Raw genomic sequence first — 13,253 nt, 5'->3', positions numbered from 1 at the left:
CGTCAGCTTCCTGGGAGTTCCGGGAGTTTCGGCGGGCAGGTGGTGTTGGTCTGTTTCGGCACGCAGACGGGGCCCTGGATCATTTCGATATGGTTTCCTGACCCCGAGATCGAGGCGCTGAACAGCTGGTCCAGGTCCTCGCCGGCTGTGCCACAGCCGGCGAACTCGGGAATGGTGAGGTCCCCGCTCATCCGCCCGCCTGTCATGATGTGCACGTATTCGGGGAATTTGCCGTGCAGGACCACCCGGTAGGGCCTGGCGGACCGGCAGTTCGGCCCCACGTCCAGGGGGGTGCCGTTGACCTTCACGTCGTACACGCGCAGCGACTGGTAGAAACCGGCCTGGGCGAAGGGCGTTTTGGTGCCGCCCGTAAATCTGATCTCGCCCGTGGAGACGGTCAGCGGGCCATTGATGAATTCCACCTTCGCGGTGACGGGCTGGAACCCGAAGGTGAGGAAGGTGGATTCGGCGTCGCGGAGCTTCAGTTCCCCGAGGGAGTCGAACCGCTGATAGCCGCCGCCTTTCGCGTTGTTCGACCGGATCACCGAGCGGATGACCACGAGCACATTGACCAGCTGAGGGTCCTTCTTCGGATCGTTGATGATCATCGCGCTGTTGAGCTTGCGTACGTTCGCGAGCCCGACGGCGTATGCACAGCCGTGGGTGCCCGGAAGGTTGATGACCCGGGGCGGGTCTCCGGGCGGGGGCTGAGGCACGAAGCTCTCGTCAATCTGGCCGGCGGGCTTCTCCGTCGGGCAGATGGCTGCGGGCGGCGGTTCCGTCGCCTCCACGTCGATGCCGCCGGGCCCTGTGCCGCCCGGCTGTCCCGTCCCCGGAGTGTCCCCCGACGCGGTCGCCGTCGGGTCAGGGCCTGGCTCCTCGGGCACCGGCACGGTGGCCAGCCGGGCATCCTGGCCGTCTCGCGGCTCGCAGGCGACGGACGGCAGAGCGAGGTCACCGAGGCCGCGCCCCTCCTCGCCCGGGCTTTCGCTCGGCTCGCCGCTCGGCTCGCCACTCGGGTCTTCGCTCGGGTTGCCGCCGCTCCCGCTGTCGGCGGTCCGCGGAGTCAGCGTCAGCTTGAAGTCGCCCGCGGTGAAGGTCACCTCACCGGGCGCGGTGACCGTCACGGAGGGCACAGGGCCTTGGTGTACGAGTTCGAGGTCGCCGGATTCCGGAAGCGGGGTCAGCGGCGTGGCCAGGTTTTGCCACGCCGCCTCCACCGTCTTGCCGTTCTGGCCGACGTGTGCGGTGACCGTCGCTCTCCCGGTCACCGCCACCGTGCCCTCCGGCAGGGCGCCCGCGAGCGCGGCCCGCGGCACGTTGAGTTTCACGGTCGTCTCGCCGGGCTGGATGGGCCGGTTCACCGCGCCTTCGTCCGGATACGCCCCGGTGAACTCGGCCCTGACCTCCTGGGGCCCGGCCGGGAACTGGCACTCGTACGCCACCGTCACGTCGGCATCACGCGCCTGCGCCGCGGAACCGGGCCCGGCGATCAGCCCGGCCACCAGTCCCACGGCGCCGAGCGCGGCGACGCGCGCCGTACGGCGAGGACGGCCGATGGCGCCCTTCATATCGCTCCCCTTACAGCCGGCCCATGGGACCCGACGAACCCCGAGGCCACCGGAAGGCGGGCCACGGGGTCGTCGGCACTGCTCTAGTCAGTACTGTCTGTGGACGCTCGCTAGTTCGGGGAGATCGTGCGACCCGGCGACACGCTGTACGAGGCCGTGAACAGCGCTTCGTCACCGTCGTTGATGATGCCGAGGCAGCTCGCGTTCGAGGCCACCAGAGCGCCACCGTCGATGACCAGCTTGTCCGTGCTGTTCTCGAAGTGCCCGGTCACCGTGCCGGCGAAGTCCGCGTCGCAGCCGCTGCCGCCGATGTGCGCACGGACACCGGTGATCGACGCGTTGATCCAGTCTGGGTTGGTGGCGTTCACGCCCAGGGCGTTCACATTCCACGGCATGCCCGACGTCGTCACAGTGAATGGAATGCCGATCACGGAGCAGTTGACGAAGCCGAGGCTCGTGATGTCACCGACATCATTGGTGGCCGAACTCGACAGGGAGCCGGCCGCGCTGGACGAGTCGCAGGTGAGCTCCGCGTTGGGAACGCTCAAGGTGGGTTCCGTCGCGGAAGCTGTGAACGCGCCGGCGGGGGTGACGGTCCAGCCGGCCTGGGCAGTGGCAGACGCTGAGGTCATGGCGAGTCCGAGTGACGCGGCGAACGCGGCGGCGGCGATCACCGTGGATCTGGCAATTCTTCGCACGGGTAGTTCCCTTCGGGGAGTTGGCGTACCTGTTCCTGTTTCACCGCTCCCTGCCCGTATGAGTCCCTCATACGGGCAGGGAAAGCGGCAGCGGCTCACTTCTTGGAACGCGGGTCGAATTCTTTCGGCCACCCGGTCGAACACCTTGCGGGAGTGACGTTACGAGCGGGTAACCGACCGCGCAATACCGGTTCCGCAGATTCCTGCAACGCACTTACCAGTGGGTATTTTATTGTCGCCGGGGCAACAACTCGCCCTGAATTCTTATCCCGAAGTGAGCACTTTCGCCCTGCCCGTCCGCCACCCGCCGCCCGCCCCCGGCCATCGGCCAGTGTCATCCGGCCATGTCCCAACTGCTGCGCGGGCGGCTCGGTCTGGTCTATGTTCAGCACCCACGAAGAGGTCACGCATGTCGGCCCGTGGGAGCGCTTCCCCACACCGGTCCTGCCCCCTCCTGACGCCCCGAGACCCAGGGGAGCAGCATGTCGAGAAGTACACAGCCGTCCGACGCGGGAGAGCCGCTGGGCCCGCTCCCGCAGGAGTTCGCCGCGATCATCCGGCCCGAACTACCCAGCCTCATCAAAGAGATAGGCATCGAGGTCACCCGCGCCTATCCCGAGTACGGGCGGCTCCTCAACGGCCCCTACGGCAAGGCGATCCAGATCGGGGTCGAGCAGAACATCTCCGTCTTCGTGGACCAGGTCGCCTCGCCCTCCACGCCTTCCCCGCTGCGCGACGAGATGTGCCGCCGCTTCGGCCGGTTCGAGGCGTACGAGGGACGCACCCTGGAGACCCTGCAGGGCGCCTACCGGCTCGGCGCGAGGGTGGCGCTGCGGCGCGCCAAGCGGATCGGCCGGCGCTACAACCTCTCCCCCACCCTGATGCTCAGCTTCGCCGACGCCCTCTTCGCGTACGTCGACGAGCTCGAAGCCCTCACACGGGAGGGCTATCTGGAGGTCCAGTCTCAGGCGGTCGAGCAGTCCGAGACGCTGCGCCGCCGCCTGCTGCACCTGATACTCGCGGGGCCGCCCGTGCCCCGTACCGCCATCTCCGAGCTCTGCGAACAGACCGGGTGGCCGCTGCCCGAGCGGGTGACTCTCGTCGCACTGCGGGCGCCGGCGGAGCTGTCGGGGGCGGATCTCGACAACGATGTCCTGATCGACCTCTCCACCCCGCAGCCCCACTTACTCGTCCCGGGCCCGCTCGACGCCCAGCGACGACACATGCTGGAACACGCGTTGACCGGAACCCGGGCCGCCGTAGGACTGACCGTGCCGACCGCGACCGCCGCGGACTCGATCCGCTGGGCGCGCCGCGTCTTCGACCTGATCGACACCAGTGTGATCGACGACGCCCATCTCGTCTTCTGCGCGGACCATATGCTCACCCTCTGGCTGCTGGCTGATCCGGCGCTGCTCGACCAGCTCGCCGAGCGGGAGCTCGCGCCGCTGGCCAAGCTGACCCCCACCCGCCGCGGGCGGCTCATCGAGACCCTGCGGGTCTGGCTGGACAACCGCGGCACGGCGGCTCAGATGGGCGAGCTGCTCGATGTGCATCCGCAGACCGTGCGCTACCGGCTGCGCAGTCTGGAGACCATCTTCGGGACGCAGCTCAGTGATCCCGAGAGCCGGTTCGCGACCGAGGGCGTACTGCGTGCGCTCCATCTGCGGGAGTGCGCCGATGACTCGCTGCCGTGACGGCGCCGCGGTGCCGCCGTGAAGCCGCCGCGGGGTCCGGACACGTGCCTCCAACTGCGGATTCGGGTACTGGGCCCCGGGTCGCGTATGGTATGTCGGCGGTACCGCCGACATACGGACGGCTGGGCGAGCTCGCCGCGCTGAGTAGACGTATTCCCGTGCAATGGTGCGCAACGAGGAATCAGCGGGCGATCCGAAACGGTTGCCGAACACAGACATCCCCGCCGCCAGACAGATCGACCGTCGGCGCCCGAACGAAGAAGCAGAGAAGGACTACCCGTGGCCGTGTCACCCCTCATTCCCGTGCCGATCCCCGATCGCGTCGCCGCGCTGATCGGTTCCTGCATGCCGATCGACATTCTGCAGGCGGAGATCGACGCGGAGTGCGCCGTACGTGAGGTGTACCGGTTCCGTGGCCCGCTGTGCGCCGAGGACCGGGCGGACCGGGAGCACGCTCTGTCGACGCTGGCGATGGCCAACAAGATCCTTGCCGCGTACCACCCGCGACTGATCATCAAGCCCGGCCGCGCCTGCTGGGCCGGCTGACGCAGCGCCTGATCATCATCGGCCGGGCACGGGCGCGCCCTGAAAAGCGCGGCGGTACGCGTGCGGGCTCGTCCCGACCTGCCGTTTGAAGCGGTCACGGAACGCGGTCGGTGAACCGAACCCGACCTGAGCGGCGATCCGGTCCACCGGGTACGCCGTCGTCTCCAGCAGGTACTGCGCCCGGCGGATACGCGCCCGGTGCAGCCACCGCACCGGTGTGGTCGCCGTCTGCTCGCGGAAGCGGCGGTTGAGGGTGCGGGTGCTCATCCGCGCGTGCGCGGCGATCTCGCCGACGGTGAGTTCACGCCCGGCGTTCTCCTCCAGCCAGCGCAGCACGGGTTCCAAGGTCGCGCCGTCCGGGCTCGGCGGCAGCTCGTGGACAATGAACTGCGCCTGGCCGCCCTCGCGTTCCAGCGGCATCACCGACAGCCGCGCCGCGTCCGCCGCGACCGCCGAACCGTGGTCCCGGCGGATCATGTGCAGACACAGATCGAGCCCGGCGGCGGCTCCGGCCGAGGTCAGGAACTGCCCGTTGTCGACGTAGAGCACATCGGGATCGACCTCGACCTCGGGGTACAGCGCCGCGAGTTCCGCCGCGCCCAGCCAGTGGGTGGTGGCGCGCAGGCCGTCCAGCAGTCCGGTGGCGGCGAGGATGAAGGCGCCGACGCAGATCGAGGCGATACGGGTGCCACGGGCCGCCGCCGCCCGTAGCGCGTCCAGGACCTCGGGCGAGATCGCCGCCGACGGGTCGGCGCAGCCGGGCACGATGATCGTGTCCGCGTCGGCGAGCGCGTCGAGACCCCAGGGCGCGCGCAGCCTGAAGTCGCCGGCGTCGATCTCGTCCGCCGGGGCGCAGACCATGGTCCGGTACGGGGACCGGCCGTCGGGCAGCCGGGTTAGGGCGAACGCCCCGAGCGGCGTCGACAGATCGAAGGGGAGAACGCCGTCCAGGGCGAGTACGGCCACGGTGTGCATGGCCACAATCTAAGTGCCTGCCGTATTCCGGCCAAGGCCGGGTGACCTGGTCTCTTGCCTGGGGCGGCCGGAGCGGCCCTCCTGTGGGCCCTGGCGAGAATCCGTTGGAAGGTGGCATTCATGCCACTGTCCGGTCCCGGCCCCGCTGCATAGCGTCGATCCGGCCGCCCCGCCAGGGGCCGCTTTTCTGCTTTCCCCGTTTCCCGTTTTCCCGTTTCCCCCGACTTCCCCATTCGAGGAGTGGTGCGTGCCGTGACAAAGTTTCTGCTCATCGTCCATGTACTGGCCGCGATCATCGCCATCGGTCCGGTGACCGTCGCGGCCAGCGCCTTCCCGCCCGCGGCCCGCCGTGCCGCGGCCGAACCCGACAGCGGCGACGCGCTCGGGACCGTACGCAATCTGCACCGCATCTGCCGCGTCTACGCGGCCGTCGGCGTCGTCGTGCCCGTCTTCGGTTTCGCGACCGCCGGCAGCATGCAGGTACTCGGCGACGCCTGGCTGATCGTCTCCATCGTGCTCACGGCGCTCGCCGCGGGAATCCTCGCGCTGCTGATACTGCCGGGGCAGAGCGCTGTCCTGGAGGACCTCGGCGCCGTCGCGTCCGCCAGACTCGCCATGTACACGGGGATGTTCAACCTCTTGTGGGCGACCGTCACGGTCCTGATGATCGTGCGGCCCGGGTCCACGACAGGGGCGTGACCCGCCTCACTCGACGAACGTCCCTGCCACGTAGACCCAGGCGCCGCCGTGCCGTTCGAAAGTGGACTCTTCGTGCAGCTCGCCCGCCTCGCCGTGACTGCGGTAGCGGGCGCGGAAGGTGACCGTGCCGGTGGTGTGGAACGCGCTGCCGTCCGTCGTCCGGAGGATCTCCAGCCCGGTCCACCGTGTGCCGGGGTCGAGTTCGAGGTGGCCCGGCCTGGTGGCGGGGTGCCAGGTACGCAGCAGATACGCCGCGTCCTGGGCGACGAAGGCGCTGTAGCGCGAGCGCATCAGCAACTCGGCAGTCGGGGCGGACTGCTCGCCGCTGTGGAAGCGGCCACAGCACTGGCCGTACGCGGCGGGCAGCCCGCAGGGGCAGGGCGACTCGGCGGTGAGAGCCGGTGCGGCGGTGGTCCGGTGGGTGGTGCGCCGGGGGCGTGAGCTGCGTCGGGACATGCGTCCATTTTCCAGCCAATGAGCGAATGGGCCCGCAAGTGGCTTCCGGGTCAGGAGGGATCTCCGTAGGCTCCAGCGCCGAGACGCATTGTTACCGCCGGTAAGGGGCTGGGGATGGATCGGGTGGGCAACTCACGACGCACCTTCATGGCTGGAGTGGCTGCCACAGCCACAGTGGCCGCCGCCACAACCACCGCGGCCCGCGCCGCAGAAGGGACGTCGGACGCTATGCAGTCGGTCGCCGTCCTCGGCGGCGGCGTCGCGGGTCTCACCGCCGCGCATGAACTGGCCGAACGCGGCTTCCAGGTCACCGTCTACGAGCGCCGGGCGCTCGGCGGCAAGGCCCGCAGCATGGACGTCCCCGACAGCGCGAAGGCCGGTCGCCGCCCACTGCCCGGCGAGCACGGCTTCCGCTTCATCCCCGGCATCTACCACAACCTGCCGGACACGATGCGCCGCATTCCCTTCCCGGGCAACGCGAACGGCGTCTGGGACAACCTGGTGGCCCCGCCCGAAATGGTGTTCGCCCGCACCGGCCACGAGGATCTGCGCATCCCCCTCCCCTGGCCGGGACACAAGCCGGCGGATCTCACCCTCGACGAGTTCCGCCGCGCGCTCACCGCCCTGCTGGACACGGCAGTAGGCATCCCCGCCCATGAGACGGCCTACTTCGTGAACCGCCTCCTGGTCTTCCTCACCAGCTGCGACGAGCGGCGCGACCAGACCTGGGAGAGCGTCCCCTGGTGGGACTTCATCCGCGCCGCGCAGATGAGTTACGACTATCAGCGCATCCTTGCCATCGGCCTGACCCGCAACATCGTCGCCACCAAGGCCGAGGAGGCCAGTACCCGAACGGTCGCCCGCATCCTGGAGGCGTTCGTCTTCAACGCGCTGGGCCGGGGCGCCGACGGACCGCTCGACCGGATCCTCAACGCCCCCACCAACGAGGCGTGGATCGATCCGTGGGTGGCGCACCTGGAGAAGCTGGGCGTGCGCTTCCGTATCGGCTGGACGGTAACGGAAGTGAAGTACGGCTCCGGGCGCGTCACAGCCGCGGTGATCGAGGACCCGCAGGGCGTACGCCAGTCGGTGGCCGCCGACCACTACGTCTCCGCGATGCCCGTGGAGCACGCGCGGCGGACCTGGGGAGCGGAGCTGCGCGCGGCGGACCCGCAGCTGGCGCGGTGCGACAAACTGGAGACAGACTGGATGACGGGCATCCAGTTCTATCTGACCGAGCGCGCGCCCGTGCCGCACGCCCACCTCAACTTGATCGACTCACCGTGGTCCCTGACCGCCATTCAGCAGGCCGCGCACTGGCCCGGCCGGGACTTCGCGGCCGACTACGGCGACGGCATCGCGGTGGACTGTCTGTCGGTGGACATCTCCGAGTGGGATTTACCGGGCATCCTCTACGGGAAGACCGCCAAGCAGTGCACACGCACGGAGGTCGCCCGCGAGGTGTGGGCACAGCTCAAGGCGGCGCTGAACGACACGGGCGCGACCGTCCTCAAGGACAGCGCGCTGCACTCCTGGTTCCTCGACCCGGGCGTCGACGGCCTGGGCACCCCGAACCCGACAAACGACGACGAGCTCCTCATCCACCCCGTCGGCACGTTCCACAACCGCCCGCAGGCCGCCACCCGTATCCCCAACTTCTTTCTCGCGGGCGACTATGTCGCGGTCGACATCGACCTGGCGACGATGGAGGGCGCCAACGCCTCCGCCCGCGCCGCCGTCAACGCCCTGCTGGACGGCATCGGCTCACCGGCCGCGCGCTGCACGGTGAAGCCGCTGTTCCGCGCCCCGGAGATCGAGGCACTCAAGCGCCATGACCGTCTCCGTTACCGGCTGGGGCTGCGCAATCTGCTCGACCTGGGCTGACGAGCCATAGGGCTTCGCAGGGCCGAAGTCCTTACGGACCTGTGACACCACGGCTCACAGCACCGGTGAGCGGGGCTTCTGCCCGTAGCGTCGCCTGTATGCGTGTACTCGTCACAGGAGGCGCGGGCTTCATCGGCTCGCAGGTCGTAGCGGCTCTCGCCGCTCGCGGCCACGACCCCGTCGTGCTCGACGCCCTGCTCCCGGCGGTCCATCGGGCTCCCCCGCCGCTGCCCGGCGCCACACTGATCCACGGGGATGTACGGGACCCGGTCGTGGTGACGCACGCGCTGCGCGGCGTGGACGCGGTCTGCCACCAGGCGGCCATGGTCGGGCTCGCCACGGACTTCGCGGACGCGCCGGAGTATGTCGCCTGCAACGACCTCGGTACGGCCGTCCTGCTGGCGGCGATGGCCACCGCGGGTGTCCCGGATCTGGTGCTGGCCGGTTCGATGGTGGTCTACGGGGAGGGCCGTTACGACTGCCCCCGCCACGGCCGAGTGCGGCCGGGCCCCCGCGCCGCCGAGGACCTCGCGGCCGAGCGGTTCGAGCCCCGGTGCCCCGACTGCGGCGCGGAACTGACGACCGGTCTCGTGGACGAGGACGCGCCGCTGGACCCGCGCAATGTGTACGCGACGACCAAGCTGGCCCAGGAACACCTGGCCGCCGCCTGGGCCCGTGCCACGGGCGGCCGGGCGGTGGCGCTGCGCTACCACAATGTGTACGGGCCCGGGATGCCGCGTGACACTCCGTACGCGGGGGTCGCCTCGTTCTTCCGCTCGGCGCTGGAGCGGGGCGAGGCGCCGCGGGTGTTCGAGGACGGGCGCCAGCGGCGGGACTTCATCCACGTACGGGATGTGGCCGACGCCAACGCAATCGCGCTGGAGGCGGTACGCGAACGGCAGCCGGGCGTACTGGCCACGTACAACACGGGCAGCGGCACACCCCATACGGTCGGGGACATGGCGGTCGCGCTGGCCGGGGCGCACGGAGGTCCTGCGCCGGTGGTGACCGGGGAGTACCGGCTGGGCGACGTACGGCACATCACCGCGGACTCGCGGCGGCTGTCGTCCGAACTGGGGTGGAAGGCGCGGGTCGGCTTCACGGAGGGCATGGCGGAGTTCGCCGCGGCCGGGCTGCGGGGTGCGAAGGCATGAGCGTGGATGTGGTGCTGCCCTGCCTGAACGAGGCGGAGGCACTGCCGTGGGTGCTGGCGCGGATCCCCGCGGGGTGGCGGGCCATCGTGGTCGACAACGGCTCGACGGACGGCTCGGACCGGATCGCCCGCGACCTCGGCGCGACCGTCGTCCACGAGGCGCGGCGCGGGTTCGGGGCGGCGTGCCATGCGGGGCTGCTGGCGGCGGAGGCGGAGTTCGTGTGCTTCTGCGACTGCGACGCTTCGCTGGACCCGGGCCTGCTGACCGGTTTCGTACGGCAGGTGGCGGACGGAGAGGCCGACTTGGTACTGGGGCGGCGCCGGCCGCGGGGCCGGGGAGCGTGGCCGCCGCACGCGAGGGCGGGCAACCTGGCGCTCGCCCGGATGCTGCGCCGCCGCACGGGGCTGCGGCTGCACGACCTGGGCCCCCTGCGGGCGGCCCGCAGGGAGGAGCTGCTCGCTCTGGACCTGACGGACCGGCGCAGCGGCTATCCGCTCCAGATGGTGGTCCGCGCGTCGGACGCGGACTGGCGGGTGACGGAGGTGGACGTCCCGTATCTGCCGAGATCAGGAAAGTCGAAGGTGACGGGGACATGGCGGGGCACGTGGCAGGCGGTCAGGGACATGCGGGCGGTACTGGCGGAGCCGCGGCGGAGCAAGGTCGGGGGTGGGGTGCGGTGAGCGTGGTTGGCGCGGCCGCGGTTGCGGCGGAGGACCGGGCCGGTGGCGTGGAGCGGGCTGGGCACGCGGGTGTCTGCCTGCTCGGAAGCGGGGGCATGAGCACGCGCACGAACGCGTACCGGACCGGAGTCTCCGGGCCCGACGCGAACCTGGACACAGACCAGACCCGAGCCTCCGGGCCCGACGCGAACCGGAACCGTACGGAGCCGGGGTTGCCCCCTGCGGGCCGGCACCTCGGCCAGTACCGGCCGACGCAGCGCGCCCGATTCGGCCTCGGCGCTCTCGCCGTCCGGCAGCGGGACGCCGTACTGCGGGGCGGCAAACCGGGGCCCTGGCCCGAACCGGGACCGGCAAACGGGGCGGAGCCCACGGATCCGAGCGACCAGCCCAACCCCAGACCCCGGCCTACTGCCCTCTACGGCACCCTATTGGTCATCGCCAAGGCACCCGTGCCGGGGCGAGTGAAGACGCGGCTGACGCCCGTGTACTCCCCCGAAGAGGCCGCACGGCTCGCCGAGGCGGCTCTCATCGACACCCTGGGCGCCGTGCTCGCCACCCCCGTAGGCCGCCGGGTGCTCGTCCTCGACGGCGCCCCCGGCGACTGGCTGACCTCGGGCATCGAGGTCGTCCCGCAGTGCGGAGGCGGGCTCGACGCGCGGTTGGCGCATGCCTTCGGGCTGTGCGAGGGCGAAGGACCCGTCCTGCTGATCGGAATGGACACACCCCAGGTGACCCCTGAACTCCTCGGCCGAGGCCTGGAACTGAGCGCGGGAGAAGCGGCCTTCGGGCCTGCCGACGACGGCGGCTTCTGGGCGCTCGGGCTGGCCGAACCGGATCCGGCGCTGCTGCGCGGGGTTCCGATGTCCGTGCCCGAGACTGGAGCCGTACAGCGTCGGCGGCTGGACCTCGCGGGCCTGACGGTGCGTGAACTGCCGGTCCTGCGGGACGTCGACACGGCCGAGGACGCCCGGCTTGTCGCGGCGGAGGCCCCGCTCACCCGGTTCGCTTCGACCCTCGCCGCGCTCGCCCGGACGGGGGCCCGGTGACCGCAACCGCCGCCTGGCAGGCCGATCCGTACACCGACGCTCTGCGCACCGGCCGCGGCCCGCTCTTTCTGCGCCGCCCGGACGGCTGGCTGCTGCCCCTGGAGGTGGAGCGCTGGTGCGCCGCGCCGGACGCGGCGGACCTGACCGTCGTGGAGCGCTGCCGCGGCGCGGTCCTGGACATCGGCTGCGGACCGGGCCGCCTGGTCGCGGCGCTCGCCGCGCTGGGGCAGCCGGCGCTGGGCATCGATGTGAGCCCGGAGGCGGTGGCCCGTACGGTACGCATGGGCGGCAGCGCACTGCACCGGTCGGTGTTCGACCCGCTTCCCCGCGAGGGCAAGTGGGGTACGGCGCTGCTCATCGACGGCAACATCGGCATAGGCGGGGACCCTCGGGCCCTGCTGGCGCGCGTGGCACTGCTGGTCGCGGAGGACGGGGTGCTCCTCACGGAAACATCGCCGCTGGATGTGGACGAGCGCGTGCAGGTACGCGTCTTCGACGGCGGCAGCGCGCAGGGCTCGGCCTTCCCCTGGGCCCAGGTCGGGGCACCCGCGCTGCTCAACTACGCGCGGTCGGCGGGCTGGTCGGAGACCGCGGCGGACCGGTGGACTGCAGCGGGCCGGACATTCATCGCACTGCGGCGGGCGTAGGCCGGTCGGCGCCCCTGTGCGAGGGAATCGCTGGGGGCCCTCAGCGCCGGTGCTGCCGTCCACCTCGCTGTCGGCCGGTTGATCGCGTGGGGTAGAACGGCGGCATGGACGCCGCTCTACTTGAACAGATGCTGGACGAGACCTTCGATCACGCCGTCGTACACCACGGATACACCAACTACATGCGCGACTACGAGGTCATCGTCTACGCGACGGCGGATCCTCGCACTGGTGGCGATCCGGCCTACCTGCGGTATCTCTTCCGATACTGCGTCGAGGCCCGGTGCGAGACGTCGGTGCCGGCCGAGACCTGGCGGGTCTCATTGGACGATCGTCTCATCGACCACGAGACCGGTGCCGACCTCGACGGGTACGTTTGGGGCGTGAAATGGCACTGCCTGTACCCGGGCGCGAAGCTTCTCCCCGAGTCGGACGCGACCCGCCGCTGGTCGCAAGCCGTCGGGAGCGACTTCCATGAGGTGCGCGTCGAAACCAACGCGCACCGTCTCACCCTGCTCTTCTCCGACCTTCTCGTGAGCGAGCTCCCAGTGGGATACGCCCCGTTCGTCACGGACTAGCGCTCAGGACTCGGCCGGTCTTGTGACTGCCGTGCGTCCCGGTCATTGGCGGGGCATGGGACGGGGTGCCCCGCAGCGCGCCCCCGGCCGCTCCTACGCCTGGCTCAGCCCGCCGCGCTGCCCGGCGACCCGGCGACCCGACGGCCCGGCGTCGTACAGACGAAGACGCGACGGTCGGCGTCGGCACCGTCCGGCTGCCGCTCCTGCTCCACGCGTCCCTCCCACAGCCGCACCCCATGCCGCCGCTCCCAGCGTGCCGCCCGCTGCCCCCGCGCCAGCGGCGCCACCGCCCACACAAGCCAGACGACTACCGTGAGCGGCTCCCAGAGAACGATGGTGAGCCCAGCGCCGTAGCCGGGTCCGCGATCGGGACCGCCGCCGCGTACAGCGCCGGCTCACCCGGCCGCAACAGCTTCGTCCAGGTGAGCAGCCACCACACGAGCCCCCAAGCGATCACCGCGAGGACCGGGCCCCAGTCCGACAGCACCACGCTGCCGTGGACGGCCGCGCCCACCGCCGCGCTGGTCAGTGCCGCGAGCAGGATCGCCCCGGCGTACGAGACCCGCATCCCCCGTACTCGTCCGCCCTCACTCTCCCCACCCACGGGTCATCGCACAGCAGT

Annotated in this window: 15 protein-coding genes; 9 read left to right on the top strand and 6 right to left on the bottom strand. The window is 70.8% G+C overall.

Going from position 1 to position 13,253, the window contains the following annotated elements; genetic code table 11:
* Positions 1–2: 2 nt before the first annotated feature.
* Both ACIHCQ_RS31420 and ACIHCQ_RS31415 read right to left on the bottom strand, forming a co-directional pair.
* Complete coding sequence (locus ACIHCQ_RS31420; protein ID WP_399669857.1) at positions 3–1,571, bottom strand: DUF6801 domain-containing protein; 1,569 nt, start codon at positions 1,569–1,571, stop codon at positions 3–5.
* 110 nt (positions 1,572–1,681) lie between these two features.
* Entirely contained in the window at positions 1,682–2,269 is a 588-nt protein-coding gene (locus tag ACIHCQ_RS31415) for a hypothetical protein (protein ID WP_399669854.1), read from the bottom strand.
* Positions 2,270–2,751: 482 nt separating this feature from the next.
* Here ACIHCQ_RS31415 and ACIHCQ_RS31410 point away from each other — a divergent pair, with 482 nt between their 5' ends.
* Both ACIHCQ_RS31410 and ACIHCQ_RS31405 read left to right on the top strand, forming a co-directional pair.
* Positions 2,752–3,966 carry a helix-turn-helix domain-containing protein gene (locus tag ACIHCQ_RS31410; RefSeq protein WP_399669852.1) on the top strand — a complete coding sequence of 405 codons (1,215 nt, stop codon included), beginning with the start codon at positions 2,752–2,754 and terminating at the stop codon, positions 3,964–3,966.
* Between the two features lie 279 nt (positions 3,967–4,245).
* Positions 4,246–4,512, top strand: coding sequence for a hypothetical protein (locus ACIHCQ_RS31405; RefSeq protein WP_399669849.1), 267 nt, complete (start codon positions 4,246–4,248; stop codon positions 4,510–4,512).
* Between the two features lie 15 nt (positions 4,513–4,527).
* On the opposite strand, the gene ACIHCQ_RS31400 is transcribed toward ACIHCQ_RS31405, so the two are convergent.
* Positions 4,528–5,487 carry a GlxA family transcriptional regulator gene (locus tag ACIHCQ_RS31400; RefSeq protein WP_399669847.1) on the bottom strand — a complete coding sequence of 320 codons (960 nt, stop codon included), beginning with the start codon at positions 5,485–5,487 and terminating at the stop codon, positions 4,528–4,530.
* Between the two features lie 252 nt (positions 5,488–5,739).
* On the opposite strand from ACIHCQ_RS31400, the gene ACIHCQ_RS31395 reads away from it, so the two are divergent.
* On the top strand, positions 5,740–6,186 hold the full coding sequence (locus ACIHCQ_RS31395) for a hypothetical protein (protein ID WP_399669845.1): 447 nt from the start codon (positions 5,740–5,742) through the stop codon (positions 6,184–6,186).
* Positions 6,187–6,192: 6 nt separating this feature from the next.
* On the opposite strand, the gene ACIHCQ_RS31390 is transcribed toward ACIHCQ_RS31395, so the two are convergent.
* On the bottom strand, positions 6,193–6,642 hold the full coding sequence (locus tag ACIHCQ_RS31390; RefSeq protein WP_399669842.1) for a YchJ family protein: 450 nt from the start codon (positions 6,640–6,642) through the stop codon (positions 6,193–6,195).
* Positions 6,643–6,756: 114 nt separating this feature from the next.
* Between ACIHCQ_RS31390 and ACIHCQ_RS31385 the strand changes: the two genes are divergently transcribed.
* The 6 genes from ACIHCQ_RS31385 (at position 6,757) to ACIHCQ_RS31360 (ending at position 12,631) form a co-directional block, all read left to right on the top strand.
* The gene (locus ACIHCQ_RS31385) at positions 6,757–8,526 is read left to right on the top strand and encodes an FAD-dependent oxidoreductase (protein WP_399669839.1); all 1,770 of its coding nucleotides are present in this window, start codon (positions 6,757–6,759) and stop codon (positions 8,524–8,526) included.
* Between the two features lie 98 nt (positions 8,527–8,624).
* Positions 8,625–9,680 (top strand): NAD-dependent epimerase/dehydratase family protein, encoded by a 1,056-nt coding sequence (locus ACIHCQ_RS31380; protein ID WP_399669836.1) that lies wholly within the window; start codon positions 8,625–8,627, stop codon positions 9,678–9,680.
* Positions 9,677–10,360 carry a glycosyltransferase family 2 protein gene (locus tag ACIHCQ_RS31375; protein ID WP_399669833.1) on the top strand — a complete coding sequence of 228 codons (684 nt, stop codon included), beginning with the start codon at positions 9,677–9,679 and terminating at the stop codon, positions 10,358–10,360. The genes ACIHCQ_RS31380 and ACIHCQ_RS31375 overlap by 4 nt, the downstream gene beginning before the upstream one ends.
* A 428-nt stretch (positions 10,361–10,788) precedes the next feature.
* Positions 10,789–11,406, top strand: coding sequence for a DUF2064 domain-containing protein (locus tag ACIHCQ_RS31370; protein WP_399670091.1), 618 nt, complete (start codon positions 10,789–10,791; stop codon positions 11,404–11,406).
* Complete coding sequence (locus tag ACIHCQ_RS31365) at positions 11,403–12,053, top strand: methyltransferase domain-containing protein (protein ID WP_399669830.1); 651 nt, start codon at positions 11,403–11,405, stop codon at positions 12,051–12,053. Before ACIHCQ_RS31370 ends, ACIHCQ_RS31365 begins: the two co-directional genes overlap by 4 nt.
* A gap of 104 nt (positions 12,054–12,157) precedes the next feature.
* On the top strand, positions 12,158–12,631 hold the full coding sequence (locus tag ACIHCQ_RS31360; RefSeq protein ID WP_399669828.1) for a hypothetical protein: 474 nt from the start codon (positions 12,158–12,160) through the stop codon (positions 12,629–12,631).
* A 104-nt stretch (positions 12,632–12,735) separates the two neighbouring features.
* Here ACIHCQ_RS31360 and ACIHCQ_RS31355 read toward each other — a convergent pair whose 3' ends face one another.
* Both ACIHCQ_RS31355 and ACIHCQ_RS31350 read right to left on the bottom strand, forming a co-directional pair.
* Complete coding sequence (locus ACIHCQ_RS31355; RefSeq protein WP_399669825.1) at positions 12,736–12,927, bottom strand: hypothetical protein; 192 nt, start codon at positions 12,925–12,927, stop codon at positions 12,736–12,738.
* A gap of 11 nt (positions 12,928–12,938) precedes the next feature.
* A complete protein-coding gene (locus ACIHCQ_RS31350) occupies positions 12,939–13,199 on the bottom strand; it encodes a hypothetical protein (protein WP_399669822.1) in 261 nt (86 codons plus the stop codon).
* Between the last annotated feature and the right edge of the window lie 54 nt (positions 13,200–13,253).

This window comes from Streptomyces sp. NPDC052236 (assembly GCF_044548015.1).
Taxonomy (GTDB): Bacteria; Actinomycetota; Actinomycetes; order Streptomycetales; family Streptomycetaceae; genus Streptomyces.
The sequence above is the reverse complement of the archived record's forward strand: the minus strand, read 5'-3'. Positions and strand labels throughout refer to the sequence as shown.